The following is a 26,108-nucleotide window of genomic DNA, read 5'->3' as shown; positions in this document are numbered from 1 at the left end:
GGTGGGGCCGGGCGGGTCAGGCAAGCCGACCGGGCCGCCGCACTACGCCGAACAAGAAGATGCAGAAGGTGATAAGGCACAGGATGGCGGCCAGGAGGAACGCGCCGCCGGCATGTCCGCGCTCCGCGCCGAGCGCCAGCGCCTGGGTCATCGCAAGGGGGCCGACGATCGCGGCAATGCTGGCGAGGCTCGCCATGCCGCCCTGCAATGCGCCTTGGTTGGACGGATCGACGCGGGACGACAGCAGCGCGTTGATCGACGGGAAGACCAGGCCGGTGAGCGCGCCCACCGCAATGAGGGCATATATCTGCCACCCCTCCCGCGCGAAGACATATCCGGCAAAGACGATCGCGCCGCTCGCCAGCCCGATCAACACCGTTCGCTCCTCCCCCAGATAACGAATTGCCGGCCGGATCAGGACGACCTGAGCGAACATCATGGCCAGCCCGCTCGCTGCGAGCGACCAGCCGACGGCCTCCGCATCCCAACCCAGCGCGAGCGCCGCGAAAAAGGCCCAGGTCGACGGATAGACCATATGAGCCACCTGCCAGACCAATGCGCCCGCCAGCAGCGCGCTTGCTCCCGCGCTCTGGAACAGCGGGGCGAAAGCGCCCACGGCGTATGCCCGCTTCCAGTCAAATGCACGCCGCCGCTCCGGCGGCAGCGTTTCGGGCATGAACGCGAGGATCAGCACCATGTTGACGAAAGCGAGCCCCGCCGCGGCGAAGAACGGTGCGCGTGCGCCCTGATCTGCCAGCAAGCCACCAATCGCCGGCCCCAGGATGAAGCCGCCGCCGAAGGCCGCGCCCAGCAAGCCAAAGGCCGCGCCGCGCTTCTCGGGTGGCGTCACGTCCGCGATCACCGCATTGGCCGGGCCGTAGGTCGCGCCAGCGATCCCGGCGATCGCGCGGCCGGCGAACAGCCAGCCGAGCGATGGCGCGGCTGCCATCAATGCATAATCGACCGCAAAGCACCCGAGACTCGCCAGCAGCACGCGGCGGCGGCCAAACCGATCCGATAGGCTCCCGATCACCGGCCCGGCGAAGAAGTGAGTTACGGCATAGACCGCCAGCATGTACCCGCCGATCCGCGTCGCTTCGGCAAGCGGTACCTTGCCCAGTTCCACGATCAGCGACGGCAATACCGGCAATACGATCCCGAAACCGATCGAATCGATCAGCATGGCGATCACCGCAATCGGCACGGCACGATGTTCGAATCGCATCGCTCTGGCTCTCCCACGTTTCACCTAGCCGAGCCGAAGCGCCTTGTCCCTTTGCTTGAGACGCGAAACGTGCCATGTCCCGGCCATACCCGATCTTCAGAATCGGCTTCGGAGATTTGATTGATGGCAAGTGCCGCCGAACTAGACCGTTCCACTGACTCGCTGGAGGGCTTCCGCCAGGAGGCGCGGACGTGGCTTGAGGCCAATTTCCCGCAGAGCCTGCGTGGCAAGGACAATGCAATGTCTGCCGTGGATGGTCCGACTGACGAGACGTCGGATCAGAAGGCTTGGCGCGAGGCGATGGGTGAAAAGGGGTGGGGTGTCCCGACCTGGCCGGCGGAACTCGGCGGCGGCGGGCTGACGCGTGAACAGGCGCGGGTGCTCGGTGAGGAGATGATGCGCATCGGGGCGTGGAACCCGATCGGCGGCATGGGCGTGATGATGTTCGGCCCGACCTTGCTCGAATATGGCAATGAGGAACAGAAGCGGAAGCACATTCCCGGCATCGTTCGCGGCGAGGTCCGCTGGTGTCAGGGCTATTCCGAACCAGGCGCCGGTTCGGATCTCGCCAGCCTTCAGACCTTCGCCGAGGACAGGGGCGATCACTACATTGTCAATGGGCAGAAGACCTGGACCTCTGGCGGTCAATGGGCGGACAAGTGCTTCGCGCTTGTGCGCACCGACAAGTCACAGAAGCACGCCGGCATCAGCTTCCTGCTGATCGACATGGATGCGGAAGGCGTTGAGACGCGCCCGATCAAGCTAATCTCCGGCGCCTCGCCGTTCTGCGAAACTTTCTTCACCAACGTGAAGGTGCCAAAGGAAAATCTGGTCGGCCGCGAAGGACAGGGCTGGGAAATCGGCACGCGCCTTTTGCAGCATGAGCGCAATTCGCTCTCCGGGGGCGGCGGATCGCAGGGCCGCATGAACCAGGGTGAGCCGATCCCGTCTATCGCCAAGAAATATCGTGAGCTCGATGCGGAAGGCCGCCTGTCGGACAGCGATCTCAGGACCCGCATCATCAAGCATGAGATGGATCAGCGTGCCTTTGCGCTCACGCTGCGCCGCGCGGCGCTGGAGGCGAAGGGCAATGCCGGGCCGTCCGCCGCGACCAGCGTCATGAAGAACGTCGGCGCGCGGATTACCCAGGATCGCGCCGAACTGGCGATCGAGATCATGGGCATGCAGGGGCTTGGCTGGGAAGGCGAAGGCTTCGCTCAGGAGGAGCTCGCCCAGACGCGCACCTGGCTGTGGGGCAAGGCCGTTTCAATCTACGGCGGCTCGTCGGAAATTCAGAATAATGTGATCGCCAAGCGCATTCTCGGGATGCTCGATCACCAGTGAGTTCGGTTAGGCGCGGCAAGACACGCGTCGGAGAGGGCCGGGTCGAGGAGGAGTGCGCCAGACGCTCCTCCTCCCCGGCAAGTCCTTTGATTGGGGTTTGATGACATGGCGGTGTTGAACGACGAACAGGTGATGCTGCGGGACATGGCGCGCGAATGGGCGGACAATGAATCCCCCATCGCGGCCTTCCGAAAGCTGCGCGATGCGGCTCCCGCAAAGGGCTTTGATCCTGAGGCGTGGACTACCGTCGGCCAGATGGGCTGGGCCGGCGTGGTGATCCCGGAGGAATTCGGCGGGTCTGCCTTTGGCTATCTGTCGCTGGGTCTGGTGGTCGAGCAGCTCGGGCGCAACCTGGCCGTGTCGCCTTTGTCGTCCACCGCGGTGGCGGCCACCGCGATCGTGATGGGCGCATCCGATGCGGCGAAGCAGGAGTGGCTGCCGAAGCTGGCTTCGGGCGAGGCGGTCGCGACGCTCGCGATCGACGAAGCGCCCGTCCACGGCGGCGCGATCAAGGCGTCGGTTTCCGCTGGCAAGCTCAGCGGTACCAAGCGGTTCGTGGCCGAGGGCGACGGGGCCGACGTGTTCATCGTGGTGGCCGCCGACGGCTTGTACCTCGTTGCCAAGGGTGAGGGGGTGACCGTTTCTGCCCGCAAGATGGTGGACAGCCGCAGCCACGCGGACATCGAATTCCGCGATGCTCCGGCCGAGAAGCTCGGCGGTGCGGACCTGACCCAGGCGATTGTCGACCGTGCCACTGCCGTGACGGCCGCAGAGATGCTCGGCATGGCGGACAGCGCGTTCAATCAGACGCTCGATTACCTGAAGCAGCGCGTGCAGTTCGGGCAGGTCCTCTCGACCTTCCAGGCACTGCAGCACCGCATGGCGAAGATGAAGACCGAGCTTGAACTCATGCGCTCTGCCGTGGAGGGCGCGCTCGAGGCGATTGACGCTGGCCGCTCGGACATCGATCAGGCGGTCAGCCTGTCGAAGGCGATCGCCAATGATACGCTGCGCCTTGTCAGCCGGGAAATGGTTCAGCTGCACGGCGGTGTCGGCATGACCGATGAATATGACGCCGGTCTGTATCTGAAGCGGTCTGCTGTTCTGGAAAGCATGTGGGGCACGGCTTCTTATCACCGCGATCGCTTCGCGCGTCTAAACGGTTATTGAAACGCGTTCTAAAACAATGAGTATGGCGGCGGCAGCCCAGCGGGGCTGTCGCCGCTTTTTCGTTTAATGCCTTTTGCTCTCGTGTTTTCATGCTTGACGCAGCGGAACCCTCAGCGTCTATTCGATGAACCGGTATGGCGCACACAGACGCCAACCAACATTGGGAGAGAGAGAATGGCGAAAGCGGTTTTCGTCCGGGTAAGTGCGTCTGCGCTCGCTTGGGCGCTCGCGATGGGTACGGCGCAGGCCCAGATTGGCGGCGATCCACTTCCGGCCCAGACCTCTCCTGATGTAGCCGAAGCCTCATCGGCACCCGATATTGTCGTGACGGGCACGTTGATCCGCGGCACGCCGGAAAATCTGGCGGTACCGGTCGATGTGATCTCCAGTGAGGAACTCGCCAAGCAGGGCGCGCCGACGGCTGTCGATCTGCTGAAGAATCTGACGGTGGCGAATGGCACAGTCGGTGACGCGAACCAGTTCGACAATCGCGCGCAGGGGTCCGAGGGCGTTGCCTCGGTCAACCTTCGCGGGCTCGGGCCACAGCGCACCCTGGTGCTGCTGAACGGCAAGCGAATGGTCCCCTCCGGGCTCGGCATCCCGATCGTTGACGTCAACATGTTCCCCGCCGCCGCGATCGGCCGCATCGAAATCCTCAAGGATGGCGCCGCGGCCACCTACGGATCGGATGCGATCGCGGGCGTGGTGAACTTCATCACCCGCATCGATCAGGAAGGGTTTCTGGTTTCCGGGGACTATCGCTGGATTGATGGTTCGAAGGGCGATTACGGCGGCGCCGCGTCGTTCGGCCACGATCAGGAAGGCTTTCGCGTCTTCGCCGCCGTGGGATATCAGCGCCGCTCCGAACTGCGCTTCACCGATCGCGATTTCGCCGTGCGATCCTATCCCGAAAATCCGCAGGGCGCCTGGACGGGCGGCGGCAATCCGGGCAATTTCGACTTCAACGGCACCGTTGGCGGGATCAACCTGACCACGGATCTTGGATGCGAGGGCCTCGGCGGGTTCCGCAGCGCGCCGGGCTCGAATACCGATCGCTGCTTCACCCAGTTCGGCCAGTTCGACAATCTGGTCGAGCCTGAAGAGCGCATGCAGGCCTATCTGGAAACCGAGTTCGACGTGGCGGACAATGCGTCGCTGCGTTTCTCTGGCCTTTACTCCTTCACCAACACGCGGGTGACGAGCTCGCCGAGCTATCTTCCCACGCTGCCGCCCTCCACGAATGCGGCACTCGGCAACAATGCCCTGTTCGTCATCCCGGGCTATTCGCCGGCGCTGCAGGACTATTGCGCCCTCTATGGCGCCCAGGCCGGGTGCACCCGCAATGCTGCCGGCGGGCTGGACAGCGCGGTTGGCCTGCCAGTGCTGTTCCGACCCTTTCTGCTCGGCGGCAATCCGCTGTTTCAGAGTGACAGCAACGATCGCGGTTCGGCTATTTCCAAGCGTGACACGGAGGCGTTCCGCTTCACGGCGGACTTGAACGTCCAGCTATCCAGCGACATCGACTTCGCGACCGGCTTCACCTTCAGCCAATATGAGCGTGACTATGACGGCACCGACTCCTTCGGTGATCTGTTGCAGAACGCGCTGGCGGGGTTCGGCGGTCCTGATTGCGCTTATGCCAGCACGGCGTCACGCGCGGGGCTGACGCCGGCACAGCTTGCCGGCCTGGCCGGCACGAACGGCTGCACCTATTTCAATCCTTTCTCGACCAGCGTCGCCGCCAATGCCGTGAACGGCGTGGCAAACCCGAACTATGCCGGCACGCGCAACCCGGCGGGCTTCAGCCTGACGCCCGGCGCCGGGCTGATCAACGATCCCTCGACAATTGATCTGTTCTTCCGCACCCCCAATACGAAGCTGCGCACGCAGCAATTCGTCGGCGACATGTCGATCTCCGGCCGCACAGGTGTTCGCCTGTGGGCAGATGAAGCAATTGGCTTCGCGCTTGGTGGCCAGTATCGCAAGAACACCTTTCAGCGACGCCTGAACGCCGATTCCAACATCGCCGTTTATCCCTGCCCCGGCACGCCGCTGAACCCTAACGCCACGTGCAATCCGCAGACGGGTGCGTTGGGCTTCCTTGGCACCAATCCGGAGCAGGACGCCGATGCAGACGTCTATGCGCTCTTCGCGGAACTTCAGGTTCCGATCATCAACGCCATCAACCTTCAACTTTCTGCCCGCTACGAGGATTATGGCGGCGCGGTCGGCTCCACCTTCGATCCGCAGGCGCGCCTGAAGGTCGAAGTGACCGATTGGCTCGGCCTTCGCGGCGGCGTTGGAACCAGCTTCCGCGGCCCGCCGCCGCAGAACCTCTCCGGCTCGGTGGTGTCGCTGCAGGTGATCGGAACCGGCTTCCGTGCGGTTGAGGTGTTCGGTGATCCGAACCTCAAGCCCGAAAGCGCGACCACTTACAACGCCGGCGTCCTGATCGACAGCGGACCGTTCAACGCCAGCCTCGATTACTGGCGCTACGAATTCGCCGGGCCGATCGAGTCCGAGCCCGTCTCCGGCCTCACAAACGCGCTGTTTGGCGCCACCGGCTCGGCCAATTGCGGCAATCCTGCCTATGCGGCGCTGCAGGCCCGCTTCACCTTCAACGCAACCGGTTGCGGCATCAACAACGTCAGCCGGCTGCGGGCGCAGGTGTTCAACAGCGCTGACGTGAAGACGTCGGGTCTGGATTTCACCGCCAATTACCGCGGCGAGCTTGGCCCCGTCGACATCGTGGTGGGTGGCGCTGCGACCTATGTCATCGACTATAAGGTCGATGATCTGGTGGTCGAAGGCGTGCTGGTGCAGCCGGCGTTCGACGCCGTGGGTCAGTTGAACTTCCAGACGACGTCCTATCCGATCCCGCAATGGCGCGGGAACTGGTACGTTCAGGGCGACACGGGCGCCCATTCGCTCCGGCTGCAGTTCAATTACGTCGACGGTTATACCGATCAGCGCGGCGCCGCGATTTTCGGGCCGAACCTTGGTGCGCTTGGCGGTGCCGCCAACACGCGCGGCAAGGAGATTGGCTCGTGGCGGACGTTCGATGCCACCTACCGCCTGGCGCTCGAAAGCGGCACGACCTTCACCCTGTCGGCAGTCAACATCTTCGATCGCGAGCCGCCGTTCGCTCGGCTGGATCCGAATTACGACAGCTTCACTGCATCACCTCTTGGCTTTACGCTGAAGGCAGCAGTATCCCAGCGGTTCTGATTCACGGCTGCAACGTTTGTTTCGAAGCGTTGCAGCCGAGTTGACAGGCTGGCTTGTCGCGGCGGCTCGTTTAAGCTGCCGCGATAAGATCACGATTAGGAGAGAGATATGGATGCCAGCACCACGTGGTCGCACGACGAGCGCGACGCGCGGGCGATCCGCAGGAGAGGTTGGACGCTGGCACTGCTGACCATCGCCTATTTTTTCAGTTTCATGGATCGGCAGATCCTTGCCATTCTGCTGGAGGCGATCAAGGCTGACCTGAAGCTCTCGGATGCTCAGCTCGGCCTGTTGTCGGGCCTTATTTTCGCGCTGTTCTACGCCACGCTCGGTCTGCCGATCGCACGCCTGGCGGATCGATCGAGCCGCAGCAACATCATCGCGATCAGTCTGGCTTTCTGGAGCGCCATGACGGCGCTGTGCGGCGTGGCACAGAATTTCACCCATTTGATGCTGGCGCGGATCGGCGTTGGCATTGGCGAGGCCGGTTTCGGTCCGCCCAGCCAGTCGATCATTGCGGACCTTTATCCGCCGGAAAAGCGCGCGAGCGCCATGGCGATCTATTCGCTGGGTGTCTTGTTGGGCGGCGGTCTTGGCATGGTGATCGGCGGCTTTGTGGCGCACTCCTACGGCTGGCGCGCGGCGATGATGGTCGTCGGTTTGCCGGGCATTGCGCTTGCCGTGATCATGAAGCTGTTCGTGGTCGAGCCGCGCCGTGGCCTCGCGGACGGCAAGGCACCCGCATCTCCGGCCGACGCGCCGGCGATTGGCCTGTGGAAGGGCATCGCTTCCCTCTGGCACAATCGCGCCGCCTTCCACCTCGTCGCCGCGATCACCATCACCTCGCTGGTCGGCTATGCCGTGACTGGTTGGGGGCCGAGCTACATGCAGCGCTCGCTTGGCATGTCGATGTTGGATGTCTCGAAGTACGTCGCGCTTCCCGCAGCGTTCGTGGCGGGGTTCTCCGCCATGCTCGGTGGCTGGTTCTGTGATCGCGCCGCCCGTAACAAGGGCATCTACGCGCAGAGCTTCGTGGTCGTGATCATGAAGGTCATCGCCTTCCCGTTCGCGCTCGGCTTCTACTTCGTGGATCATCTCTGGCTGGCGCTCAGCTCCTACTTCGTCGCCGCCATATTCGCCGGTGCCTATATCGGGCCGACCTATGCCATGATCCAGCACCTGGCCCCGCTTCGGCTCCGCGCGACCTGGGCGGCGCTGACGCTTCTCGCGACCAGCCTGCTTGGTCTCGGCCTGGGGCCGTTCGCGGTTGGGCAGATCAGCGACATGCTGAAGCCGGTGTACGGGCCTGAGTCCCTGCGCTGGGCGATGTTCTCCGTGGCGATGCTGACGCCTTGGGGGATCTTTCACTATTGGCGCGCAGGCGTGCTGATGAAGCGAGCCGGCACGTAAGCCGCGCCATCTGCGTCGCACTTCCGATTGAGTAACGACACCTGCAAGCTCCGGATCGCCGCCGATCCGGAGCTTGTTCCTTCAAGATAGGCCGTCCGCGCCGCGTGCCGACAGATTAGCCTCGCGGGGTGGCTGCGTGGCGCAACTTCGCAGAACGGCTGGCTCAGCCATCAGCCGTTTTTAAACACCCGTTGTCAGCAATCAGCCGGGCGGATCAGCGCCGGATCATCCGATCATCGAACATGCCGAACGCCAGGGTCGAGGCGTAGAGCGCCACCGCACGATCGCGCGGGATCGCCCAGGCCCATTTCCGCATATCGAAGGCCGCGTTCAGGAATGCCATCACCAGTTGGCTCGCGACCAGCGGATCGACCGCGCGGATCGTACCTTCGGCGATCCCGTCGGAGATCGTGCCCGCGAAGCGCCGTGCGATGCGGTTCGACCGGTCGACCATTGTGGCGCGGACGGACATCGGCAAGCCGCTGAGCGCCGTGGTGCGCAGGAGCGGCGCCGTCTCCGAAAATTGCACTTCCAGCAGCGTCGCGAACATGGCGCACAGCCGCTCCCAATGCGTTCCGCCCTTCTCATCCGCCAGTCGCTGTGCCGCGGAGATCGTGTCGAAGCTGCGCTGATAGCAAGCGATCACCAGATCATCCTTGGCATCAAGGTGATGGTAGAAGCTGCCCTTGGTGACGTTCAACTCGCTGGCGATCCGTTGCACCGATGCTCCGCGATAGCCCAGCTCGTTGATCAGCCGGGTGGCGGCGTGCAGGAACGCGTCGCGTCCCTCCAACGAGTCTTGCGGCAAGGAAAGGGGGCGCGGCGCCCATTCGGCCTGGCTGGCCGCCAGGCCACGCCGGAACACGTCCATGACACAGGTTTCGACGCGGGCGAGCTGATCCATGTCGTACCGGTTCAACCACACCGGCAGCCAGAAAGTGTTTTCCATCAGAACGTGCGCGCGGGCGCCATTCAGGTCGGTTTGGGCCCGGGTTTCGGTCGGGCCCCAGAGCAAGCGCGCGCGGCGGAACACCTCGCGCCAGCCCGCCATCAGGCGCGCGCGAACCGGATCTTCCATCGCCCGCAGGTCCGACAGGCCGGCAATCTGGCGTTCCTCGCCACGTTGCACCCGGGCAAGCCGCGCCATGTTGAGCGCTAGATAGCGTTCGACCCGCGCCTCCGGCGTTTCCGCCTCCATCGCAGTGTCCAGCATGACCAGCAGGTAATCGAGCGTATGCTCGAACGCGGCGGCCGCCAGGTCCTCTTTTCGCTTGAAATAGTAGGTGACGCTTGTGGTGTTCAGCCCCACGCGCCGCGCTACATCCGCGAAGGTCATGCCCTTCGCGCTTTGTTCATTGATCGCGTCGGCAGCTGCGGCGAGGATGGCTTCGCGCTTTGCTCGAAAGCGACGTGTGCCTACCTCCTCTCCATCGCCGCCCGGTTCCCCCCGAGCCTGCATCCCATCAATCCTAGCGACTAATTTTCGAACGAACAGTCCCTTTTTGCATTCGCCGGAACCTCACCGACGCAGGGGGTCATCTCGCCGATTCGAGTGCTTGTCCGAAGATGCGGTACGCTTTACAGCTTTGGTCAAATAGCGAAGCGGAGGGATGCCATGGACTTCACCTTGACCGAGCGCGAGACCTACTTCCGGGACCGCGTGAAAGCCTTCATCGACGCGGAAATCGCGCCGCGCCAGGCCGAATATCACGAACAGGCGCATAGCGGCGACAAGTGGAAGGTCATCCCGGTCATCGAGGAAGTCAAGGCCAAGGCGCGCGAGGCGGGCCTGTGGAACTTCTTCATGCCACCGCATTCGGGCCAGCAGCATGTTGATGACACCTTCAAGTTCGAAGGAACGCAGCTCACCAACCTCGAATATGCGCTGTGCGCCGAGGAAATGGGAAAGATCGGCTGGGCGAGCGAGGTCTTCAACTGCTCCGCGCCGGATACGGGCAACATGGAAGTGCTGCACCGTTACGGCACGCTGGAGCAGAAGGAGCGATGGCTCCGCCCGCTGATGAATGGCGAGATTCGCTCGGTGTTCCTCATGACCGAGCCGGCCGTTGCGTCCTCCGACGCCACCAACATCGAAACTCGGATCGAGCGGGATGGTGATCATTACGTCATCAACGGTCGCAAATGGTGGTCGTCGGGTGTTGGCGATCCGCGCTGCAAGATCGGCATTCTGATGGGGAAGACGAGCTTCGAGGGCTCGCGTCACCAGCAGCAGAGCCAGGTCCTGGTGCCGATGGATACGCCGGGTATCAAGATCGAGCGGATGCTTTCGGTCTACGGCTATGATCATGCGCCGCACGGCCATGGCGAGGTCAGCTTCACCAACGTCCGCGTGCCCGTCGAGAACGTGATCCTTGGCGAAGGGCGCGGGTTCGAGATCGCGCAGGGTCGGCTCGGGCCCGGCCGCATCCATCACTGCATGCGCACCATCGGCGTGGCCGAAGTCGGGCTGGAGAAGATGGCGAAGCGGCTGCTCAGCCGGGTCGCGTTCGGCAAGCGCATTTCCGATCATTCGGTATGGGAGCAGCGTATTGCCCAGGGCCGCATCGAGATTGAGATGACGCGTCTTCTTTGTCTCAAGGCGGCGCAGACCATGGATGCGGCTGGTAACAAGGCCGCGAGCCAGGAGATCGCGATGATCAAGGTCTTCGCGCCAAACATGGCGCTGCGGATCCTGGACGATGCGGTGCAGGCGCATGGCGGCGGCGGCGTTGCGGAGGACTTCGGTCTCGCGCACGCCTGGGCGTCGCAGCGCACGCTGCGCCTCGCCGACGGCCCGGACGAGGTTCACGCCCGCGCCATCGCTCGCAATGAGTTCGGCAAGTACGGCGATTGGAAGGCAGACATCGCCAACGATCGTGGTGCGCCGCGTGCTGGCGAAATCTCGAGCGGCGACATCGGCGTGTCGCGCTGAACGCCGCCTGATCGAACAACAATCATCCGTTCGGACTGAGCCTGTCGAGGTCCGTGTCACAGCCAGGAACGTAGGTGACACGCGCTTCGAGGACCCCATCAAACCTAGACTTGATGGGCACCCCGGCAGGCTCAGGGCGCACGGGGAGGGGAAGTGAGAAACCGTGAAAGCCGCAGTAATATTCGAAACCAAGGCGCCGCTTCAGATCGAGGACGTCGTCGTCTCCAAGCCGGGCCCACATGAGGTGCTGATCCGCACCGTTGCATGCGGTGTTTGCCGATCCGACCTTCACTTTGTCGATGGCGCCTATCCGCACCCGTTGCCCGCCATTCCGGGCCATGAGGCAGCCGGCATCGTCGAAGCCGTGGGTGATGAAGTGCGCACAGTGAAGGTGGGCGACGCCGTCGTCACCTGCCTCAGCGCCTTTTGCGGGCATTGCGAATTCTGCATCACCGGCCGGATGTTCCTGTGCGTCAGCGCCGAGACCCGCCGTGGTCCGAAGGCGGAACCGCGGCTCAAGCTCGCCAATGGCGGCGTGGTGAACCAGATGCTCAATCTGTCGGCCTATGCCGAACAGATGCTGGTTCACGAGCATGCCTGTGTCGCTATCGATCCCGAGATGCCGCTGGATCGCGCGGCGCTGATCGGTTGCGCGGTGACGACGGGCGCGGGCGCGGTGTTCAATACCACGGACGTGACGCCGGGCGAGACGGTGTGCGTCGTTGGTTGCGGCGGCATCGGCCTTGCTGCGGTGAACGCGGCCAAGATCGCCGGCGCCGGCAAGATCATCGCGCTCGATCCGGTGCCGGAAAAGCGCGCCGTTGCCGAAAAGCTTGGTGCTACGCATACTTACGATCCGATGCAGGACGGCGTCGTTGGCGAAGTGGTCGAGCTGACCAAGGGCGGCGTGCATCACGCGATCGAGGCGGTCGGTCGGCCGCAATCGGCCCAGACCACCGTCGACGTGCTCCGCCGCGGCGGTACCGCCACGATCCTCGGCATGATGCCGCTCGATCAGAAGGTCGGCCTAAGCGCGATGGAATTGCTGTCGGGCAAGAAGCTGCAGGGCGGCATCATGGGGTCGAACCGCTTCCCGGTCGATATCCCGCGATTGGTCGATTTCTACATGCGCGGCCTGCTCGATCTCGACACGATCATCGCGGAGCGCATGCCGCTCAACCGCATCAACGATGCATTTGACGAGCTCCGCAAGGGCGATGCGACCCGCAGCGTGATCGTGTTCGATCAATGAGCACGGCGGTAGCGGAAGATACCAGCCTCCAGTCGGAGGTGAGCGAGCGCGATCGGCTGGACACCGATCGCCTCTCGACCTGGATGGCGGCGCATGTGCCGGATTTCGCGGGTCCCCTGACCTATGCGAAATTCGCCGGCGGGCAGTCGAACCCGACGTACAAGCTGATGACGCCGGGGCGGAACTATGTGCTGCGGCGAAAGCCGATGGGCGAGTTGCTGCCTTCGGCGCATCAGGTCGATCGCGAGCATCGGGTGATGGCGGCGCTTCACCCCACCGGTTTTCCGGTGCCGCGCCAGTACGGCCTGTGCGAGGACAATGATGTCATCGGATCGGCCTTCTACGTCATGGAGATGGTCGACGGCCGGACGATCTGGGACGGGTCGTTCCCCGGCATGGATGCCGACACGCGGCGCGCGCATTATTATGCAATGATCGATACGCTGGCGGCGCTTCACAATGTCGATTTGAAGGCCACGGGGCTGGAGGATTTCGGCCGGCCGGGCAACTACTTTGAGCGTCAGGTCAGCCGCTGGACCAAGCAATATCGCGGCGCCGAGACCGAGCATATGCCGGCCATGGAGCGGCTCATCGAGTGGTTGCCCAAGACCATTCCCGAACAGACCCGAACCGCGATCGTTCATGGCGACTATCGCTGCGACAATATGAAGTTCGCGCCCGGGCTCGAGCCGCGGGTGGCGGCCGTGCTCGACTGGGAATTGTGCACCACCGGCGATCCGCTCGCCGATCTCAGCTATTTCCTGATCAGCTGGGTGACCGTGCCGGAAGGTCGATCGGGCGTGATGGGTCTGACCGGGCCGGAAACCGGCATTCCCACGGTGGAGGAAGTCGTCGCGCGCTATTGTGAGAAGACCGGGCGGGATGGCGTGCCCGATCTTAACTGGCTGCTCGCGTTCAACCTCTTCCGCTTGGCCTCGATCGTACAGGGTATCCGCAAACGCTTTCTGATCGGCACCGCGTCCAGCGCCAATGCCGAAGCGACCAGTGCGCGCGTCCCGATGCTGGCCGAAGCGGCATGGGAGTTCGCCCGCAAGGCAGGAGCCAGCGAATAGGAAATCTCCCTCTCCCTGCTGTCGGGGAGAGGGTCGGGGAGAGGGGGCAGTTTCGGAGCGGCGCGGCATTCGACCGCCCCTCTCGCCGGCCCGCTCCCACAAGTGGGAAGAGGAGATTCGATGAGTCTGTTCGATCTGTCCGGCAAGGTCGTGGTGATCACCGGTTCGTCGCGCGGGATCGGCAAAGCCAGCGCGATCGCCTGCGCCGAGCAGGGTGCCAAGGTGGTGATCTCCAGCCGCAAGCAAGACGCCTGCGATGCGGTCGCGGCTGAAATCAACGAGCGGTTCGGCGCCGGCACGGCCGTGGCGGCTGCGGCGAACATCTCGGACAAGGCGGCGCTACAGCACCTGGTGGATCAGAGCCGACGGGAGTTCGGCCGCATCGATTGCCTGGTCTGCAACGCCGCGTCCAACCCTTATTACGGGCCGCAGGAGGGGATCGCCGACGAGCAGTTCCGCAAAATCCTCGACAACAACATTCTGTCGAACCACTGGCTGATCACCATGGTGGCGCCGGAAATGAAGGAGCGGGGAGAAGGCTCCATCGTCATCGTGTCCTCGATCGGTGGCCTGCGCGGATCGACCGTGATCGGCGCTTATTGCATCAGCAAGGCGGCGGACATGCAGCTCGCGCGCAATCTGGCCCATGAATATGGCAAGCATGGCATCCGCGTGAACTGCATCGCGCCGGGCCTCATCAAGACCGATTTCGCCAAGGCGCTGTGGGAAGACGAAGCCGCTGTCGCAGATCGCAACAGCACCACGCCGCTGCGCCGCATCGGCGAACCGGAAGAGATCGCCGGCGCCGTCGTGTACCTGGCGTCCCGGGCCAGCGGCTTCATGACGGGGCAGACGATGGTGATCGACGGCGGCGTCACGATCTGATCCGCCTTGAGCATGGTGTCTTCGGCGCTGGGCCGAAGGCACCTGTATTGATACGCGGAAAACTAGGCGGCCTCTCGGTTCATCCGGAGGCGAACGGAGTGCATGATGGCTAGGTTCACCGACAAATCGATCATCGTCACCGGCGCGGGCTCTGGCATTGGCCGGGCCGCGGCGACGCTGTTTGCGGCCGAGGGCGGTCAGGTGATCGTGGCCGACAAGGTTGGCGCTGAAGCGACGGCCGAGGCGATCCGCACCGCGGGCGGCATTGCTCATGCGATCGACATGGATGCGGGCAGCGAAGAGGATGTCGTCCGCACGGTCGCGCTGGCGTGCGACAAGTTCGGCGGTCTTGACGTGATGTTCGCCAATGCTGGCATCTCGGGCGGCATGGCCAACATCTTCGATACCGACGTGGCGCTGATCAGCGAAGTCCTGCGCGTGAACGTGATCGGTCCGTTCCTTGCGATCAAGCACGGTGCACCGCGGATCGCGGAGCGCGGCAAGGGCGCCATCATCCTTACCGCCAGCGTGGCCGGCATCCGCTCGGGCGCGGGCTCGCCGGCCTATTCCGCGTCTAAGGCCGGCGTGATCAATCTCGCGCAGGTGTCCGCGCAGCAGCTTTCCGGCTCGAACGTGCGCGTCAACGCCATTTGCCCGGGCCTCACCGAAACCGGCATGACCAAGCAGGTGTTCGATTATGCCCGCGATGCCGGGAAAATGGACCGCGTCGGCCGGCTCAACCCGCTGCGTCGCGGGGCACAGCCGGAGGAACTCGCCCGTGTCGCGCTATTCCTCGCTTCCGACGATGCGAGCTACGTCAACGGGCAGGCGATTGCCGTGGATGGCGGGCTGTCGTCCAGCCATCCGGTGACCAGGCAGGAATATGGTCGCACCACCGCCTGAAAGGGTTGGTCGATCACGCTAGGAGGCGCATTTCCGGAAGGAGGCAATCGATCGCCACTTCCGGAAACCTTCACCATTGCCGCGCGGGAACAGGCGCGTGCTGTATCCGCTCAGCCGCGCTGCGCCGTTACCCAGCGATCCACCACCTTGGCCAGCACGCCCAGCGGCATCCCGCCTGCCTGTACCACCGTGTCGTTGAACCCGCGCACGTCGAACCGGCTACCCAGCCGTGCCTTCGCATCGTCGCGCAGTCGGTTGATCTCATTGTGCCCGGTCTTGTAGCCAAGCGCCTGACCCGGCCAGATGCAATATCGGTTGATCTCGGACCGGGCGCGGCTTTCGGTATAGCCGGTCGCCGCCATCAGCCAGCGCACCGCCTGATCCACTGTCCAGCGCTTATGATGAAGCCCGGTGTCCACCACCAGGCGCGCGGCACGGAAATTCATGGACTGCAGATATCCGATCCGGCCTAGCGGATCGTCGTCGTAATAGCCGAGCTCGGCACCGATCTGCTCGGCATACAGGCCCCAGCCTTCGGAATAGGCGTTGAAGCCCAGCAGCGTCCGGATCAGCGGCAGGTCGAACGTATATTCCCCCTGCCAGATGTGGCCCGGTATGCCTTCGTGAAACGTCAGCGTGGCCAGTTCGAAGCGCGGCCAATTGGCGGTGTCGCGCAGGTTGATGTAATAGATTCCGGGCGATGAACCATCCAGAGCGCCCGGCCCTGCATAGCCGTTGGGCGCGCCATTCTCGATTGCCGGCGGCACCCGCTTGATCACCAGATTGCCGCGCACCAGCTTGCCGAACGCCTGTGGCAATCGCGGGCGCAGCCGCGCCACGACGGTGTTGAGGTAGGCGAGCAGGTCCGCCCTCCCGGCGTCCGTATTGGCGAACAGCAGGTCAGTGCGCTTGCCCAAGGCGGCGAGCCGCTCACCCGAGGTGCCTTGCGTCAGGCCCTGCGCCCGCAGCAGTGGGTCGAGCTCGGCGGCATAGGAGCGGCATTGTTCCAGCCCGGATTCGTGGATCTCGTCGGGCGTCCGCTTGGTCGTGGTGCTGGCCTCTACCAGCCAAGCATAGCGGCGGGCGGCATCCGGCATGCTCCACATGCCGCCATGGGCGGGCGCCTGCGGTCGCAGCGCGGCGATCGCGTCTGCCTGGGCAAGCAACGCAGGGGCTATCCGCTGCTCGACGACTGCTGTCGCCCGTGCTTCCCAATCATCACCAAGCCCGGCCTTTCTGGTCTTTTCGCCGAACGTGCGGATCATGCCTTGTTCGCGCGCGGGCTGCGCGGCGCCGGCGCGAAGCTGCGCGACCGTGATTTCGTTGAACGCGGCCGGAAGCAGCACGCCGGCGGCCGCGTCGGCCCGTACCCGCTCCGTCTCGTCGCCCAGCTGTTTCGCATAGGCATTCAGCCTGGCGATATAGGCTTCGGCATCAGCGCGGTTTGCCACCTGGTGCTTGTTTTCCAGCAGGTCAGGGGTGTCGACAAAGGCGCCATTGCCCTGCGTCACGACATAGGGCGTTGATCGATAATTGTTGTTCGACAGGAAGGCCATGTCGCCGATCGGCATCTGCCGCCAGCCTTCCACCCCGATCTGATGGGCGGCAGCAACCGTCTCGACATGGACGGCCACGGCGGGAGACAGCGCCGCGGGATCGATGCGGTTCAGTTGCGTCAGGCGCTCTGCCGCTCCGGCGCGCCGGGCAGCCTCGGCCGCCGCACTGCGATCCGTCAACCGCCCCTTCAGCGCTGCGCGCGATCCCGTATCCAGGCCAAGATACGCCGCACCTTCGGGGTAATCCTGCAGCAGCGCTTCGGCATGACGCTGGAGCAGCGCTAGCGCCTGCGCATCGCCGTTCGACCCGGCTGCCGCCGCGGGAAGGGCGGTCGTTGCGGCAAGCGCTGCAGTGCCGGCGAGGAAATCACGGCGAGCGAGGGTCATCAACAATTCCAGGTGAAGGCGAGAGGGGATCGGGAAGCGGGGGTAGAGGAAGGTTGTCGTCCGGTCGATCATTCCTTCGGCGGACGCTGCCGGATCAATCCCTCCTGCGCGACGCTGGCGACCAGCCGACCGTCCTGGGTGAAGATCTTGCCATGGTTCATCCCGCGGGCATGGCCAGCCCAAGGGCTGTGTGTGGCGTAGAGGAGCCACTCGTCGGCGCGAAACGGCTCATGCAGCCAGATCGCGTGATCGAGGCTCGCGCTCTGGAACCCCGGCGTGGTCCAGTTCACGCCATGCGGCAACATGCAGGTGCCGAGCAGCGCCATGTCCGATGCATAGGACAGGATCGCTCGGTGCATCGCGGGATCATCGCCGATCGGTGCCACGACCTTGAACCAGCTGTGCTGGATCGGATCGGTCGGCGTGGGGTTGAACCATTTGCGCGGGTAAACCGGGCGGATCTCGATCGGCCGCGGCCGCGTGACCATACGGCGCTGCCGCTCCGGCAGGTGAACGGCGTCGCGCGCGCGCAGCTCGGCCTCGGTCGGTAGCGACTCCGGAGGGGGCACATCCGGCATCCCGTCCTGATGGTGAAAGCCTTCTTCCGGCACCTGCAGCGAACAGGCCATGTTGAGGATCGGCGCGCCGCGCTGCATCGCGATTACCCGGCGGGTGGCGAAGCTGCGCCCCTCGAAATCGCGCACTACGCGATAGATGATGGGAAAGTTCTCGTCGCCCGGGCGCATGAAATAGGCATGGAGCGAATGCGCGATCTTTGGTTCGTCGGTGGATCGCTGCGCGGCTTGCAGCGCCTGCGCGATCACCTGGCCGCCGAACACCCGTCCGACGCCGCCCTTCGATCGGCGTCCCCGATACAGGTCCGTGTCGATCTCCTCCACGTCAAGAAGGTCGACGAGATCAGCGGCAAGCGCTTGCGGGCTGGGCGTGTCGGTCATCGGTGCTCCCGCGCAGGCGACAGCCGGACGGCGCTCGCGATGCGCTGTTGATCATGGTGCCCCCGCCTGCGCGGGGGCACGTTGAAAGGTCAATAGCCGGCGGCGCGCGCCAGGCGATCGGCGTGGAAGTTCGCATCGCCGAACAGCTCCGCGAGCACCCGCTGCCGCTTCATGTAGAAGCCTATGTCATATTCATCGGTCATGCCGATGCCGCCGTGCATCTGAATGCCTTCCTGCACGCTCAGCATGGTGGCCAGACCGGTCATCGCCTTTGCCACCGACACGGCTTCGTCTGCCTTGTCGTCACCGGCGTCGAGCAGCTGCTGCGCCTTCAGCACGGCGGCGCGTGCCACTTCCATTTCGCTGTAAAGGTGCGACGCGCGGTGCTGCAGCGCCTGGAACGTGCCGATCAGCGTGCCGAACTGCTTGCGCTCCTTCAGGTAGTTCACCGTCATGTCCATGGCGCCGGTGCCCACGCCCAGCATTTCGGCCGCGGCGCCTGCCTGGCCGGCACGCACCAGGCGGGCGAGCGGGGTACGGCCGGCGTCCACCTCTCCGATCACGGCGTCGGCATCCACCTCCACACCTTCAAACTCGATCCGCGCCGCAAGGCTCGCGTCTGTCAGCCGCTCGGCCGTGGCGGTGAGGCCGGCGGCGCCCTTCGGCACGGCGAAGAGGGTTACGCCCTGATCGTCATCGGCCGAGCCGGCGGTCCGTGCCGCGACGATCAGCACGTCGGCGATATGGCCATGCTGCACGAATTGCTTGGCACCGGTCAGCTTGAACCCGTTGCCCGAACGCTCCGCCTTCATCGCGACGCTGTTGCGGAACTTGGCGCCTTCGTCGATCGCGAGCGCGGCTATCGTGTCGCCGGCCAGGATGCCGGGGAACCAGCGATCGGCGTGCGGCGTGCCCTTCAGCGCTTCCACCGCAGCCACGCCAGTCTGAAGGAACGGAGACGGCGAAAGGTTGCGGCCGATTTCCTCCAGAACGATGCCGGCTTCGACATGCCCGAGGCCAAGACCGCCCTGGTCTTCGCCGACGAGGATGCCCGTGAAGCCCATCTCGGCGAACTGCTTCCACAGGTTGCGGGAAAAGCCCGTCTGATCCTTGTCGTCGCGCAGCTTGCGCATGTGGCTCACGGGGGCGGCATCGGCCACGAAGTCGCGGGCCGTGTCGCGGAGCATCGTCTGGTCTTCATTGAGGTAGAGAGGCATGGTCTACTCCGTCATCCCCGGCACTCGCCGGGATTGCGCACCACTTGGATGCGCCTGATGCTGGGAGGTTCCGGCCGGAGCCGGAACCGTGCAATCGCGAGGGTCAGGCGCCCGGCAGCTGCAGGATGCGCTTGGAAATGATGTTGAGCTGCACCTCGCTGGTGCCGCCCTCGATCGAGTTCGCCTTGGTGCGCAGCCAGGCGCGCGGCGCGCTGCCGCCGTCCGAGCGTTCGCTTTCCCACTCCAGCGCGTCCGATCCGCCCGACGCCATCATCAGTTCATGGCGTGCCTTGTTTAGCTCGGTGCCGTAATATTTCATCATCGAAGGCTGTGCGGGATGCGCGCGGCCGGCCTTCAGCTCATCGATAAACCGTTCGGATTGCGCCGCAAAAGCCTTGGATCGCACTTCGAACTCGGCGATCTTCGCGCGCAGCAGCGGGTCTGCCAGGCGCCCGTCATGATCAAGTCCGATGGTGGCGATCGCACCGGTAATCAGCGGGTTCTTGCCGCCGCTGCCCAGGCCCATGCCGGAAATCATTTCGCGCTCGTGGCCGAGCAGATACTTCGCCACGTCCCAGCCCTTGTTGAGCTCGCCGACGAGGTTTTCCTTGGGCACCTTCACATTGTCGAAGAAGGTTTCGCAGAACGGCGAATAGCCGCTGATGAGAAGGATCGGCTTCGTCGACACGCCCGGCGTCTGCATGTCGAACAGGACGAAGCTGATACCGTTATGCTTGTTCGTCTTGTCGGTGCGAACGAGGCAGAAGATCCAGTCGGCATAGTTGGCGTAGCTGGTCCAGATCTTCTGGCCGTTGACCAGGAAGTGATCGCCCTTGTCCTCCGCGCTGGTGGCGAGGCTGGCGAGGTCCGACCCGGCGTTCGGTTCGGAATAACCTTGGCACCAGCGGATCTCGCCGCGCGCGATCTTGGGCAGATGCTCCTTCTTTTGCTCCTCGGTGCCGTACTTGAGCAGCGCCGGCCCGAGCATCGAGATGCCGAAGCTGTTCAGCGGATTGCGCGCCCGGATGCGGCCCATTTCCTCGCGCAGGACCTTGGTCTCCGCCGCGGAAAGCCCGCCGCCGCCATATTCCTTGGGCCAATCGGGCACGGTCCAGCCCTTGGCGCCCATGGCGTTCATCCACTGCTTCTGGGCCGGGCTCATCGCGCTCTGGTCGCGTCCGCCCCACACCGTGTCTTTCTCGCTGCGGATCGGCTCGCGCATCTCGGGCGGGCAGTTCGCCTCCAGCCAGGCACGCGTCTCGGCGCGAAATTGTTCAAGATCGCTCATTGGGTTGCTCCTTCGCGGGCCTTGTCCCGCTTGTACTGAATCAATTCTATCGCGTGCCCCTCGGGATCGTCCAGAAACGCGATCCGCATACCGGGCAGGTCTTCCGGGGGACGTACGGCAGTGCCACCCGCAGCGATCGCTCGATCCCAGGCAGCGTCGATGTCGCGGGTCGACAGGCCGAGCGGGCCATGGTGATCACCGCGGGTCAGCGCGCGACCATCCGTATGATGGTAGAGAACGAGCGTGAAGGTGTCGTCGGCCAGCCCGATCAGCACTTCCTCCATGCCCGGCAGCGTGATCCGGTTGCGGACCACGAACCCGAAGGCCTGCTCGTAAAAGGTAATCGCCGCCGGCAGATCGGCCACGATGAACTTGGTGAACAGAATGCGGCTGACCGTCATGCCTGCCCCCAGGTAAGATCATGGGCCGTACGCGCGCCCGCAATTGCAGTGCGATCCGCGTATAGGTCGGCGATGATTTGCACCCCGATCGGCATGCCGTCCGGATCGGTGCCGATGCGCACGCTGGTCGCTGGCAGCATCGGGAATGTCGCGAGCCCGGCAAAGGCGAATTGATGGAAGAATTGCGTATCCTCGCCGTCCACATCCAGCCGCCGCTCCGCCAGCGGGGTGTCGTCATGCGGAAAGGCCGTCATGCCCATGACGGGTGCGATCACCAGGTCATACTGTTCGAACAGCCGTCGCCATTGTCGCTGGATGCGCGCCTGCTCGTCGTGAAGGTGCAGCCAGGCTTCCAGCGTCGGCTCCTGCTGCCCCTCTCGCGCCGGCTGCCGGCGCGTCATGGCGATGTTCAGCATCTGCCAATAGCCGGCATGTTGTCGTGGCAGATCGGGCAGCAGGTCGGATGACCGATCCACCACCGCGCCCGCCTTCTCCAGCACGTTCGCCAGCGTCTCCATCGCGGAAACAATGGCTCGCTGCACCTTCGCCAGCGGGTGATCCGTCAGCATCAGGATGCGCCAGGCTGGGCCATGTTGACGGGCGGGGGCGAGGGGATGGTCGGCGACGACGCCCAGCGCCGTTTCCAGGTCGTCCGCATCGCGCGCCAGCGGGCCGATGACGGAAAGGACGCTTCGCGCGCCGTCCGTTCCGGGGTGGCAATGTCCATCGGTCGGCAGCACGCCCCAGGTCGGCTTGTGCCCATAGACGCCGTTGAAGGCAGCGGGCGCTCGGATCGAACCGCCGATGTCGGAGCCGAATTCCAGCGGGACCATGCCGGCGGCCAGTGCCACGGCAGATCCGCCCGACGACCCGCCCGCACTACGATCTGGGTTGATGGCGTTTCGGGTGCGCCCATAGACCGGATTGTTCGACTGAAGGTCGGATAGCGCCGGCGGCACATTCGTCTTGCCGAGCAGGATCGCGCCCGCCGCCTTCAGCCGCTTCACGGCGACCGCGTCTTCGGTCGCGATAAAGTCGCGATGTTCTTCGAAGCCAAAGGTGGTGGGAAGGCCCGCGACGTTGAAGCTTTCCTTGATCGTCATCGGCACGCCAAGCAGCGGCGCGTCGAAGCCGTTCCGGATCCGCTGGTCTAGCTCGGCGGCCGCGTGGCGCGCCCGATCGAAATCGCGCACGACCACCGCGTTCAGCTGGCCATCGCGCGCCTCGATCCGCGCAATGGCCGCCTCAGCCTCCAGCAAGGCGCTGGTCTCGCCGGACCGGATTGCCGCTGCGGTTCCAAGAGCGGTCCGCTCAGCCATGATGTGCGACATCTCCCACGGGCTCCACCGACCGCCACCGTAAACAGACAGGGCGAGCGCCCGGCCACCTCGCAGCACCGCTCCGTCCGGCGAGAGCGCCGGGCGAAACGGACGGAAAGGGGCCGGTCGCGATCACTTGAGCGAACCGCCCGTTTCCGCGGCGCTCTTCAGGCCTTCGGCGACCTTGAAGCCATGCTTCTCCAGCCCCTCGACCACCTTCTTCAGGCCGACCTCGTTCTGCGCCCAGAACATCGGGCCGCCGCGATACACCGGCCAGCCGTAGCCCATGATCCACACCACATCGATGTCGCTTGCGCGCTGGGCCTTGCCCTCTTCGAGGATCAGCGCGCCCTCGTTGACCATCGTGTAGAGCGTGCGCTCGACGATTTCCTGATCGGTAATCTCGCGCTTGGGCAGGTTGGACTTGGCGCGGAATTCCTCGATGATCTCCAAGGCACGCGGCGACGGGGTCGCATTGCGCTTCTCGTCATAGTCGTAATAGCCCGCGCCCTTCTTCTGGCCCCAGCGGCCTTCGGCGGCGAGCGCATCGCGGATGCTCTCGATCCGGCTTGGGTCGCGGTGCCAGCCGATGTCGATGCCGGCGAGGTCGGCCATCTGGAACGGACCCATCGGCATGCCGAAATCGAGATGGACCTTGTCGATCTGCGCCGGGGTGGCGCCTTCCATCAGCAGCTTGTTCGCCTCGATCTGCCGCGGCGAGAGCATGCGGTTGCCGATGAAGCCGTGGCAGACGCCCGCCACGACCGCGACCTTCTTGATCTTCTTGGCCAGCGCCATGACGGTGGCGAGCACGTCCTTGGCGGTCTTCTCGCCGCGCACCACCTCAAGCAGGCGCATCACGTTGGCCGGCGAGAAGAAGTGCATGCCCAGCACATCCTCGGGCCGCTTCGTCACCGCGGCGATCTCGTCGACGTTGAGATAGCTGGTGTTGGTGGCGAGGATCGCGCCCGGCTTGGCGATGGCGTCGAGCTTGGTGAACAGCTCCTTCTTGACGTCCATATTCTCATAAACGGCCTCGATGATGAGGTCGCAATCGGCGAGATCCTCGAGGTTGAGCGTCGGCGTGACGAGGCCCATCGCCTTTTCCGGCGCGTCGGGCTTGATGCGGCCCTTGGCGGCGCTCGCCTCATAATTCTTGCGCATCACGCCGGTACCGCGATCGAGCGCGTCCTGCTGCATTTCGACGATCGTGACGGGCACACCGGCCGACAGGAAGTTCATCGAGATGCCGCCGCCCATCGTGCCGGCGCCGATCACGCCGACCTTGTTGATCGGGCGCAGCGGAGTCTTGGGATCGACGTCGTCGATCTTGGCGGCCTGGCGCTCGGCGAAGAAGAGGTGACGCTGTGCGGCCGACTGGGTGCCCTCCATCAGCTTGACGAACTCTGCGCGCTCGAACTTCATGCCTTCGTCGAACGGCAGCTCGCTCGCCGCGACGACGCAGGCGATGTTGGCGGCGGGCGCGTCGAAGCCGCGCATGCGCTTGCCATGCTGCTTCTTGAATGCCTCCACGGCTTCGGGATCGGGCGCGACGGTCTTGTCGCGAACGCGCGGGATCGGCTTCTTGTCGGCAACTTCGCGCGCAAAGGCGATCGCGTCCGCCTCCAGCGAGTCTTCGCCGACCACGCGATCGACCAGGCCGACTTCGTTCGCCTTCTTGGCGGGGATCGGATCACCAATCGCAACCATCTCGATCGCTGCCTTCACTCCGACGATGCGCGGCAGGCGCTGCGTACCACCGGCGCCCGGCAGCAGGCCAAGCTTCACTTCCGGCAGGCCCATCACGGCCGAGGGAACCGCGACCCGATAATGGCAGGCGAGCGCGACTTCACAGCCGCCGCCCAAAGCCGTGCCGTGGATCGCCGCGACAATCGGCTTTTCGCTCGAGTCCATCATGGCGATCACTTCGTGGAGCGACGCGCCCTTTGGCGGCTTGCCGAATTCAGTGATGTCGGCGCCGGCGAAAAAGGTTTTGCCGTCGCAACGGATCACCATCGCCTTGATCGCGGGATCGTTGATGCCCTGGCTCACGCCTTCATGCAGCCCGTCGCGCACGCCAGCGCCGAGCGCGTTCACCGGCGGTGAATCGGAAATGATGACGAGGACATCGTCGTGGCGTTCGAAGCGGACGGGGGAAGTCATTTGGATCTCCAATCAAAATCGTTCGTGTCGAGCGGAGCCGGGACACGGTGTCGTGTGGCGTCCGTCCCTCGACTTCGCTCGGGACGGACGGAGAGGGGTCAGGTCAGCGCCGAGTAGATCATCGTCTTGAGCTCGCGGCGGATGGGATAGATCATGCTGGGCGAAAGCTGCGTCATGAACACCATCGTCAGCCGCTCGACCGGATCGATGAAGAACGCGGTGGAGAACATGCCACCCCAATAATATTCACCGACGCTCCCGGGCATCATCGAGCGGGCGGTGTCGATCGTCACGGCGAAGCCCAGGCCGAAGCCGGTGCCGGCATTCTGCGTTTCGCTGAACAAGGAACGCGACATGGACGACAGGTCCGCCCCGCCGGGCAGATGATTCTGGGTCATCAGATCGATCGTCTTGCGGCCGAGGATGCGCGCACCGTCCAGCGTGCCACCATTGAGGCACATCTGGCAGAAACGCTGGTAATCCAGCGCGGTGGACACCAGGCCGCCGCCGCCGGAAACCAGCGTGAAGGGCTTCAACCACATGCTTTCCTCGGCGCGGTCGAACATGACCCGTCCCTTGCCCGGTACCAGCGTATAGCAGTCGACGAGGCGATCCAGCTTGTTCGTCGGCACGGTGAACCCCGTGTCGTTCATGCCCAGCGGCTTGAAGATACGCTGCTCGAAGAAGTCCGGCAGCGACATGCCCGAAACCCGCTGGACCACGGCGCCCAGAACGTCTGTCGAAACAGAATAATTCCAGCTGGTGCCGGGCGAAAATTCCAGCGGCAACTTGCCAAGTTCGGCAACGAAGCCGTCAAGATCGTAATTGCCGTGCCAGTTCTCCAGCTTCAGTTCGCGATGCGCGGCATCGATGTTCGACCGGTTCTGAAAGCCGTAGGTCAGCCCCGACGTATGCCGCAGCAGATCCACCATCCGCATCGGCTCTTCCGTCGGGCGCGTCATGAACGGCACGCCGGCGCCGCCCCCCGCATAGACCCCCAGCTTCTTGAATTCGGGCAGAACGTGATGAACCGGCGTATCGAGCGCGACCTTGCACTCCTCCACCAGCATCATGAACGCCACGGAAGTGATCGGCTTCGTCATGGAAGCGATACGGAACAGGCTGCTTTCGTCGATGGTGGCGCCGCCGCCCTCGCGCGCCGCGCCCTGCGACGAAAAATGCACAAGCTCGCCATCGCGCGACACGAGAAGCTGTGTGTGCGGGAACTCACCCGAATCGAGGTACCGTTCTTTCAGGAAGGTATCGATCGCAGCAAGGCGCCGGCTGTCGAACCCATGCTTCTCGGGTGATGCGATGTTCATTGCCCCTCCATACCCCGGCTTCTAATCGGCCTCTTCCTATCGCTTGAGCGGCTGGTGAATCAATCCTAACGTGCGCG

General features: G+C 64.4%; 19 protein-coding genes. 9 read left to right on the top strand and 10 right to left on the bottom strand.

Going from position 1 to position 26,108, the window contains the following annotated elements; all coding sequences use genetic code 11:
- Positions 1-16: 16 nt before the first annotated feature.
- Complete coding sequence (locus BMX36_RS04950) at positions 17-1,225, bottom strand: MFS transporter (RefSeq protein ID WP_093063871.1); 1,209 nt, start codon at positions 1,223-1,225, stop codon at positions 17-19.
- Positions 1,226-1,348: 123 nt separating this feature from the next.
- Between BMX36_RS04950 and BMX36_RS04945 the strand changes: the two genes are divergently transcribed.
- From BMX36_RS04945 to BMX36_RS04930, 4 genes are all read left to right on the top strand, one after another.
- The gene (locus tag BMX36_RS04945) at positions 1,349-2,569 is read left to right on the top strand and encodes an acyl-CoA dehydrogenase family protein (protein WP_093063870.1); all 1,221 of its coding nucleotides are present in this window, start codon (positions 1,349-1,351) and stop codon (positions 2,567-2,569) included.
- 105 nt (positions 2,570-2,674) lie between these two features.
- Positions 2,675-3,739: an acyl-CoA dehydrogenase family protein gene (locus tag BMX36_RS04940; RefSeq protein ID WP_093063869.1), complete on the top strand. Its 1,065-nt coding sequence runs from the start codon at positions 2,675-2,677 to the stop codon at positions 3,737-3,739.
- A gap of 174 nt (positions 3,740-3,913) precedes the next feature.
- A complete protein-coding gene (locus BMX36_RS04935; RefSeq protein WP_177179020.1) occupies positions 3,914-6,967 on the top strand; it encodes a TonB-dependent receptor plug domain-containing protein in 3,054 nt (1,017 codons plus the stop codon).
- A 108-nt stretch (positions 6,968-7,075) separates the two neighbouring features.
- Complete coding sequence (locus BMX36_RS04930) at positions 7,076-8,377, top strand: spinster family MFS transporter (protein ID WP_093063867.1); 1,302 nt, start codon at positions 7,076-7,078, stop codon at positions 8,375-8,377.
- A 214-nt stretch (positions 8,378-8,591) separates the two neighbouring features.
- On the opposite strand, the gene BMX36_RS04925 is transcribed toward BMX36_RS04930, so the two are convergent.
- Entirely contained in the window at positions 8,592-9,836 is a 1,245-nt protein-coding gene (locus tag BMX36_RS04925; protein WP_066780044.1) for a TetR/AcrR family transcriptional regulator, read from the bottom strand.
- 156 nt (positions 9,837-9,992) lie between these two features.
- On the opposite strand from BMX36_RS04925, the gene BMX36_RS04920 reads away from it, so the two are divergent.
- The 5 genes from BMX36_RS04920 to BMX36_RS04900 all read left to right on the top strand — a co-directional run bounded on the left by BMX36_RS04920 (position 9,993) and on the right by BMX36_RS04900 (position 15,422).
- A complete protein-coding gene (locus tag BMX36_RS04920) occupies positions 9,993-11,309 on the top strand; it encodes an acyl-CoA dehydrogenase family protein (RefSeq protein WP_093063866.1) in 1,317 nt (438 codons plus the stop codon).
- 163 nt (positions 11,310-11,472) lie between these two features.
- Complete coding sequence (locus BMX36_RS04915; protein WP_093063865.1) at positions 11,473-12,561, top strand: Zn-dependent alcohol dehydrogenase; 1,089 nt, start codon at positions 11,473-11,475, stop codon at positions 12,559-12,561.
- Positions 12,558-13,634, top strand: coding sequence for a phosphotransferase family protein (locus BMX36_RS04910; protein WP_093063864.1), 1,077 nt, complete (start codon positions 12,558-12,560; stop codon positions 13,632-13,634). The genes BMX36_RS04915 and BMX36_RS04910 overlap by 4 nt, the downstream gene beginning before the upstream one ends.
- Before the next feature lie 120 nt (positions 13,635-13,754).
- The gene (locus BMX36_RS04905; RefSeq protein WP_093063863.1) at positions 13,755-14,519 is read left to right on the top strand and encodes an SDR family NAD(P)-dependent oxidoreductase; all 765 of its coding nucleotides are present in this window, start codon (positions 13,755-13,757) and stop codon (positions 14,517-14,519) included.
- Positions 14,520-14,624: 105 nt separating this feature from the next.
- Positions 14,625-15,422 carry an SDR family NAD(P)-dependent oxidoreductase gene (locus tag BMX36_RS04900; protein WP_066780117.1) on the top strand — a complete coding sequence of 266 codons (798 nt, stop codon included), beginning with the start codon at positions 14,625-14,627 and terminating at the stop codon, positions 15,420-15,422.
- Positions 15,423-15,532: 110 nt separating this feature from the next.
- Here BMX36_RS04900 and BMX36_RS04895 read toward each other — a convergent pair whose 3' ends face one another.
- The 8 genes from BMX36_RS04895 to BMX36_RS04860 form a co-directional block, all read right to left on the bottom strand.
- Complete coding sequence (locus tag BMX36_RS04895) at positions 15,533-17,365, bottom strand: DUF885 domain-containing protein (protein ID WP_093065239.1); 1,833 nt, start codon at positions 17,363-17,365, stop codon at positions 15,533-15,535.
- 68 nt (positions 17,366-17,433) lie between these two features.
- The gene (locus tag BMX36_RS04890; protein WP_066780035.1) at positions 17,434-18,321 is read right to left on the bottom strand and encodes an acyl-CoA thioesterase; all 888 of its coding nucleotides are present in this window, start codon (positions 18,319-18,321) and stop codon (positions 17,434-17,436) included.
- 89 nt (positions 18,322-18,410) lie between these two features.
- Positions 18,411-19,538, bottom strand: a complete 1,128-nt coding sequence (locus tag BMX36_RS04885) for an acyl-CoA dehydrogenase family protein (protein WP_093063862.1) — start codon at positions 19,536-19,538, stop codon at positions 18,411-18,413.
- Positions 19,539-19,641: 103 nt separating this feature from the next.
- A complete protein-coding gene (locus BMX36_RS04880; RefSeq protein WP_066780031.1) occupies positions 19,642-20,826 on the bottom strand; it encodes an acyl-CoA dehydrogenase family protein in 1,185 nt (394 codons plus the stop codon).
- Positions 20,823-21,227 carry a VOC family protein gene (locus tag BMX36_RS04875; protein WP_093063861.1) on the bottom strand — a complete coding sequence of 135 codons (405 nt, stop codon included), beginning with the start codon at positions 21,225-21,227 and terminating at the stop codon, positions 20,823-20,825. Before BMX36_RS04875 ends, BMX36_RS04880 begins: the two co-directional genes overlap by 4 nt.
- On the bottom strand, positions 21,224-22,546 hold the full coding sequence (locus BMX36_RS04870) for an amidase family protein (RefSeq protein WP_093065237.1): 1,323 nt from the start codon (positions 22,544-22,546) through the stop codon (positions 21,224-21,226). The genes BMX36_RS04875 and BMX36_RS04870 overlap by 4 nt, the downstream gene beginning before the upstream one ends.
- Before the next feature lie 132 nt (positions 22,547-22,678).
- Complete coding sequence (locus BMX36_RS04865; protein ID WP_093063860.1) at positions 22,679-24,709, bottom strand: 3-hydroxyacyl-CoA dehydrogenase NAD-binding domain-containing protein; 2,031 nt, start codon at positions 24,707-24,709, stop codon at positions 22,679-22,681.
- A gap of 98 nt (positions 24,710-24,807) precedes the next feature.
- Complete coding sequence (locus BMX36_RS04860; protein WP_093063859.1) at positions 24,808-26,031, bottom strand: serine hydrolase domain-containing protein; 1,224 nt, start codon at positions 26,029-26,031, stop codon at positions 24,808-24,810.
- Positions 26,032-26,108 lie beyond the last annotated feature (77 nt).

It is taken from the genome of Sphingomonas sp. OV641 (assembly GCF_900109205.1).
GTDB lineage: Bacteria > Pseudomonadota > Alphaproteobacteria > Sphingomonadales > Sphingomonadaceae > Sphingomonas.
This window is presented reverse-complemented; position numbering and strand designations above follow the sequence as displayed.

Coding starts and splice junctions, on each gene's coding strand:
- BMX36_RS04950 (WP_093063871.1), bottom strand. CDS start 1,225: ATGCGATTCGAACATCGTGCCGTGCCGATTGCGGTGATCGCCATGCTG.
- BMX36_RS04945 (WP_093063870.1), top strand. CDS start 1,349: ATGGCAAGTGCCGCCGAACTAGACCGTTCCACTGACTCGCTGGAGGGC.
- BMX36_RS04940 (WP_093063869.1), top strand. CDS start 2,675: ATGGCGGTGTTGAACGACGAACAGGTGATGCTGCGGGACATGGCGCGC.
- BMX36_RS04935 (WP_177179020.1), top strand. CDS start 3,914: ATGGCGAAAGCGGTTTTCGTCCGGGTAAGTGCGTCTGCGCTCGCTTGG.
- BMX36_RS04930 (WP_093063867.1), top strand. CDS start 7,076: ATGGATGCCAGCACCACGTGGTCGCACGACGAGCGCGACGCGCGGGCG.
- BMX36_RS04925 (WP_066780044.1), bottom strand. CDS start 9,836: ATGCAGGCTCGGGGGGAACCGGGCGGCGATGGAGAGGAGGTAGGCACA.
- BMX36_RS04920 (WP_093063866.1), top strand. CDS start 9,993: ATGGACTTCACCTTGACCGAGCGCGAGACCTACTTCCGGGACCGCGTG.
- BMX36_RS04910 (WP_093063864.1), top strand. CDS start 12,558: ATGAGCACGGCGGTAGCGGAAGATACCAGCCTCCAGTCGGAGGTGAGC.
- BMX36_RS04905 (WP_093063863.1), top strand. CDS start 13,755: ATGAGTCTGTTCGATCTGTCCGGCAAGGTCGTGGTGATCACCGGTTCG.
- BMX36_RS04900 (WP_066780117.1), top strand. CDS start 14,625: ATGGCTAGGTTCACCGACAAATCGATCATCGTCACCGGCGCGGGCTCT.
- BMX36_RS04895 (WP_093065239.1), bottom strand. CDS start 17,365: ATGACCCTCGCTCGCCGTGATTTCCTCGCCGGCACTGCAGCGCTTGCC.
- BMX36_RS04890 (WP_066780035.1), bottom strand. CDS start 18,321: ATGACCGACACGCCCAGCCCGCAAGCGCTTGCCGCTGATCTCGTCGAC.
- BMX36_RS04885 (WP_093063862.1), bottom strand. CDS start 19,538: ATGCCTCTCTACCTCAATGAAGACCAGACGATGCTCCGCGACACGGCC.
- BMX36_RS04880 (WP_066780031.1), bottom strand. CDS start 20,826: ATGAGCGATCTTGAACAATTTCGCGCCGAGACGCGTGCCTGGCTGGAG.
- BMX36_RS04875 (WP_093063861.1), bottom strand. CDS start 21,227: ATGACGGTCAGCCGCATTCTGTTCACCAAGTTCATCGTGGCCGATCTG.
- BMX36_RS04870 (WP_093065237.1), bottom strand. CDS start 22,546: ATGGCTGAGCGGACCGCTCTTGGAACCGCAGCGGCAATCCGGTCCGGC.
- BMX36_RS04865 (WP_093063860.1), bottom strand. CDS start 24,709: ATGACTTCCCCCGTCCGCTTCGAACGCCACGACGATGTCCTCGTCATC.
- BMX36_RS04860 (WP_093063859.1), bottom strand. CDS start 26,031: ATGAACATCGCATCACCCGAGAAGCATGGGTTCGACAGCCGGCGCCTT.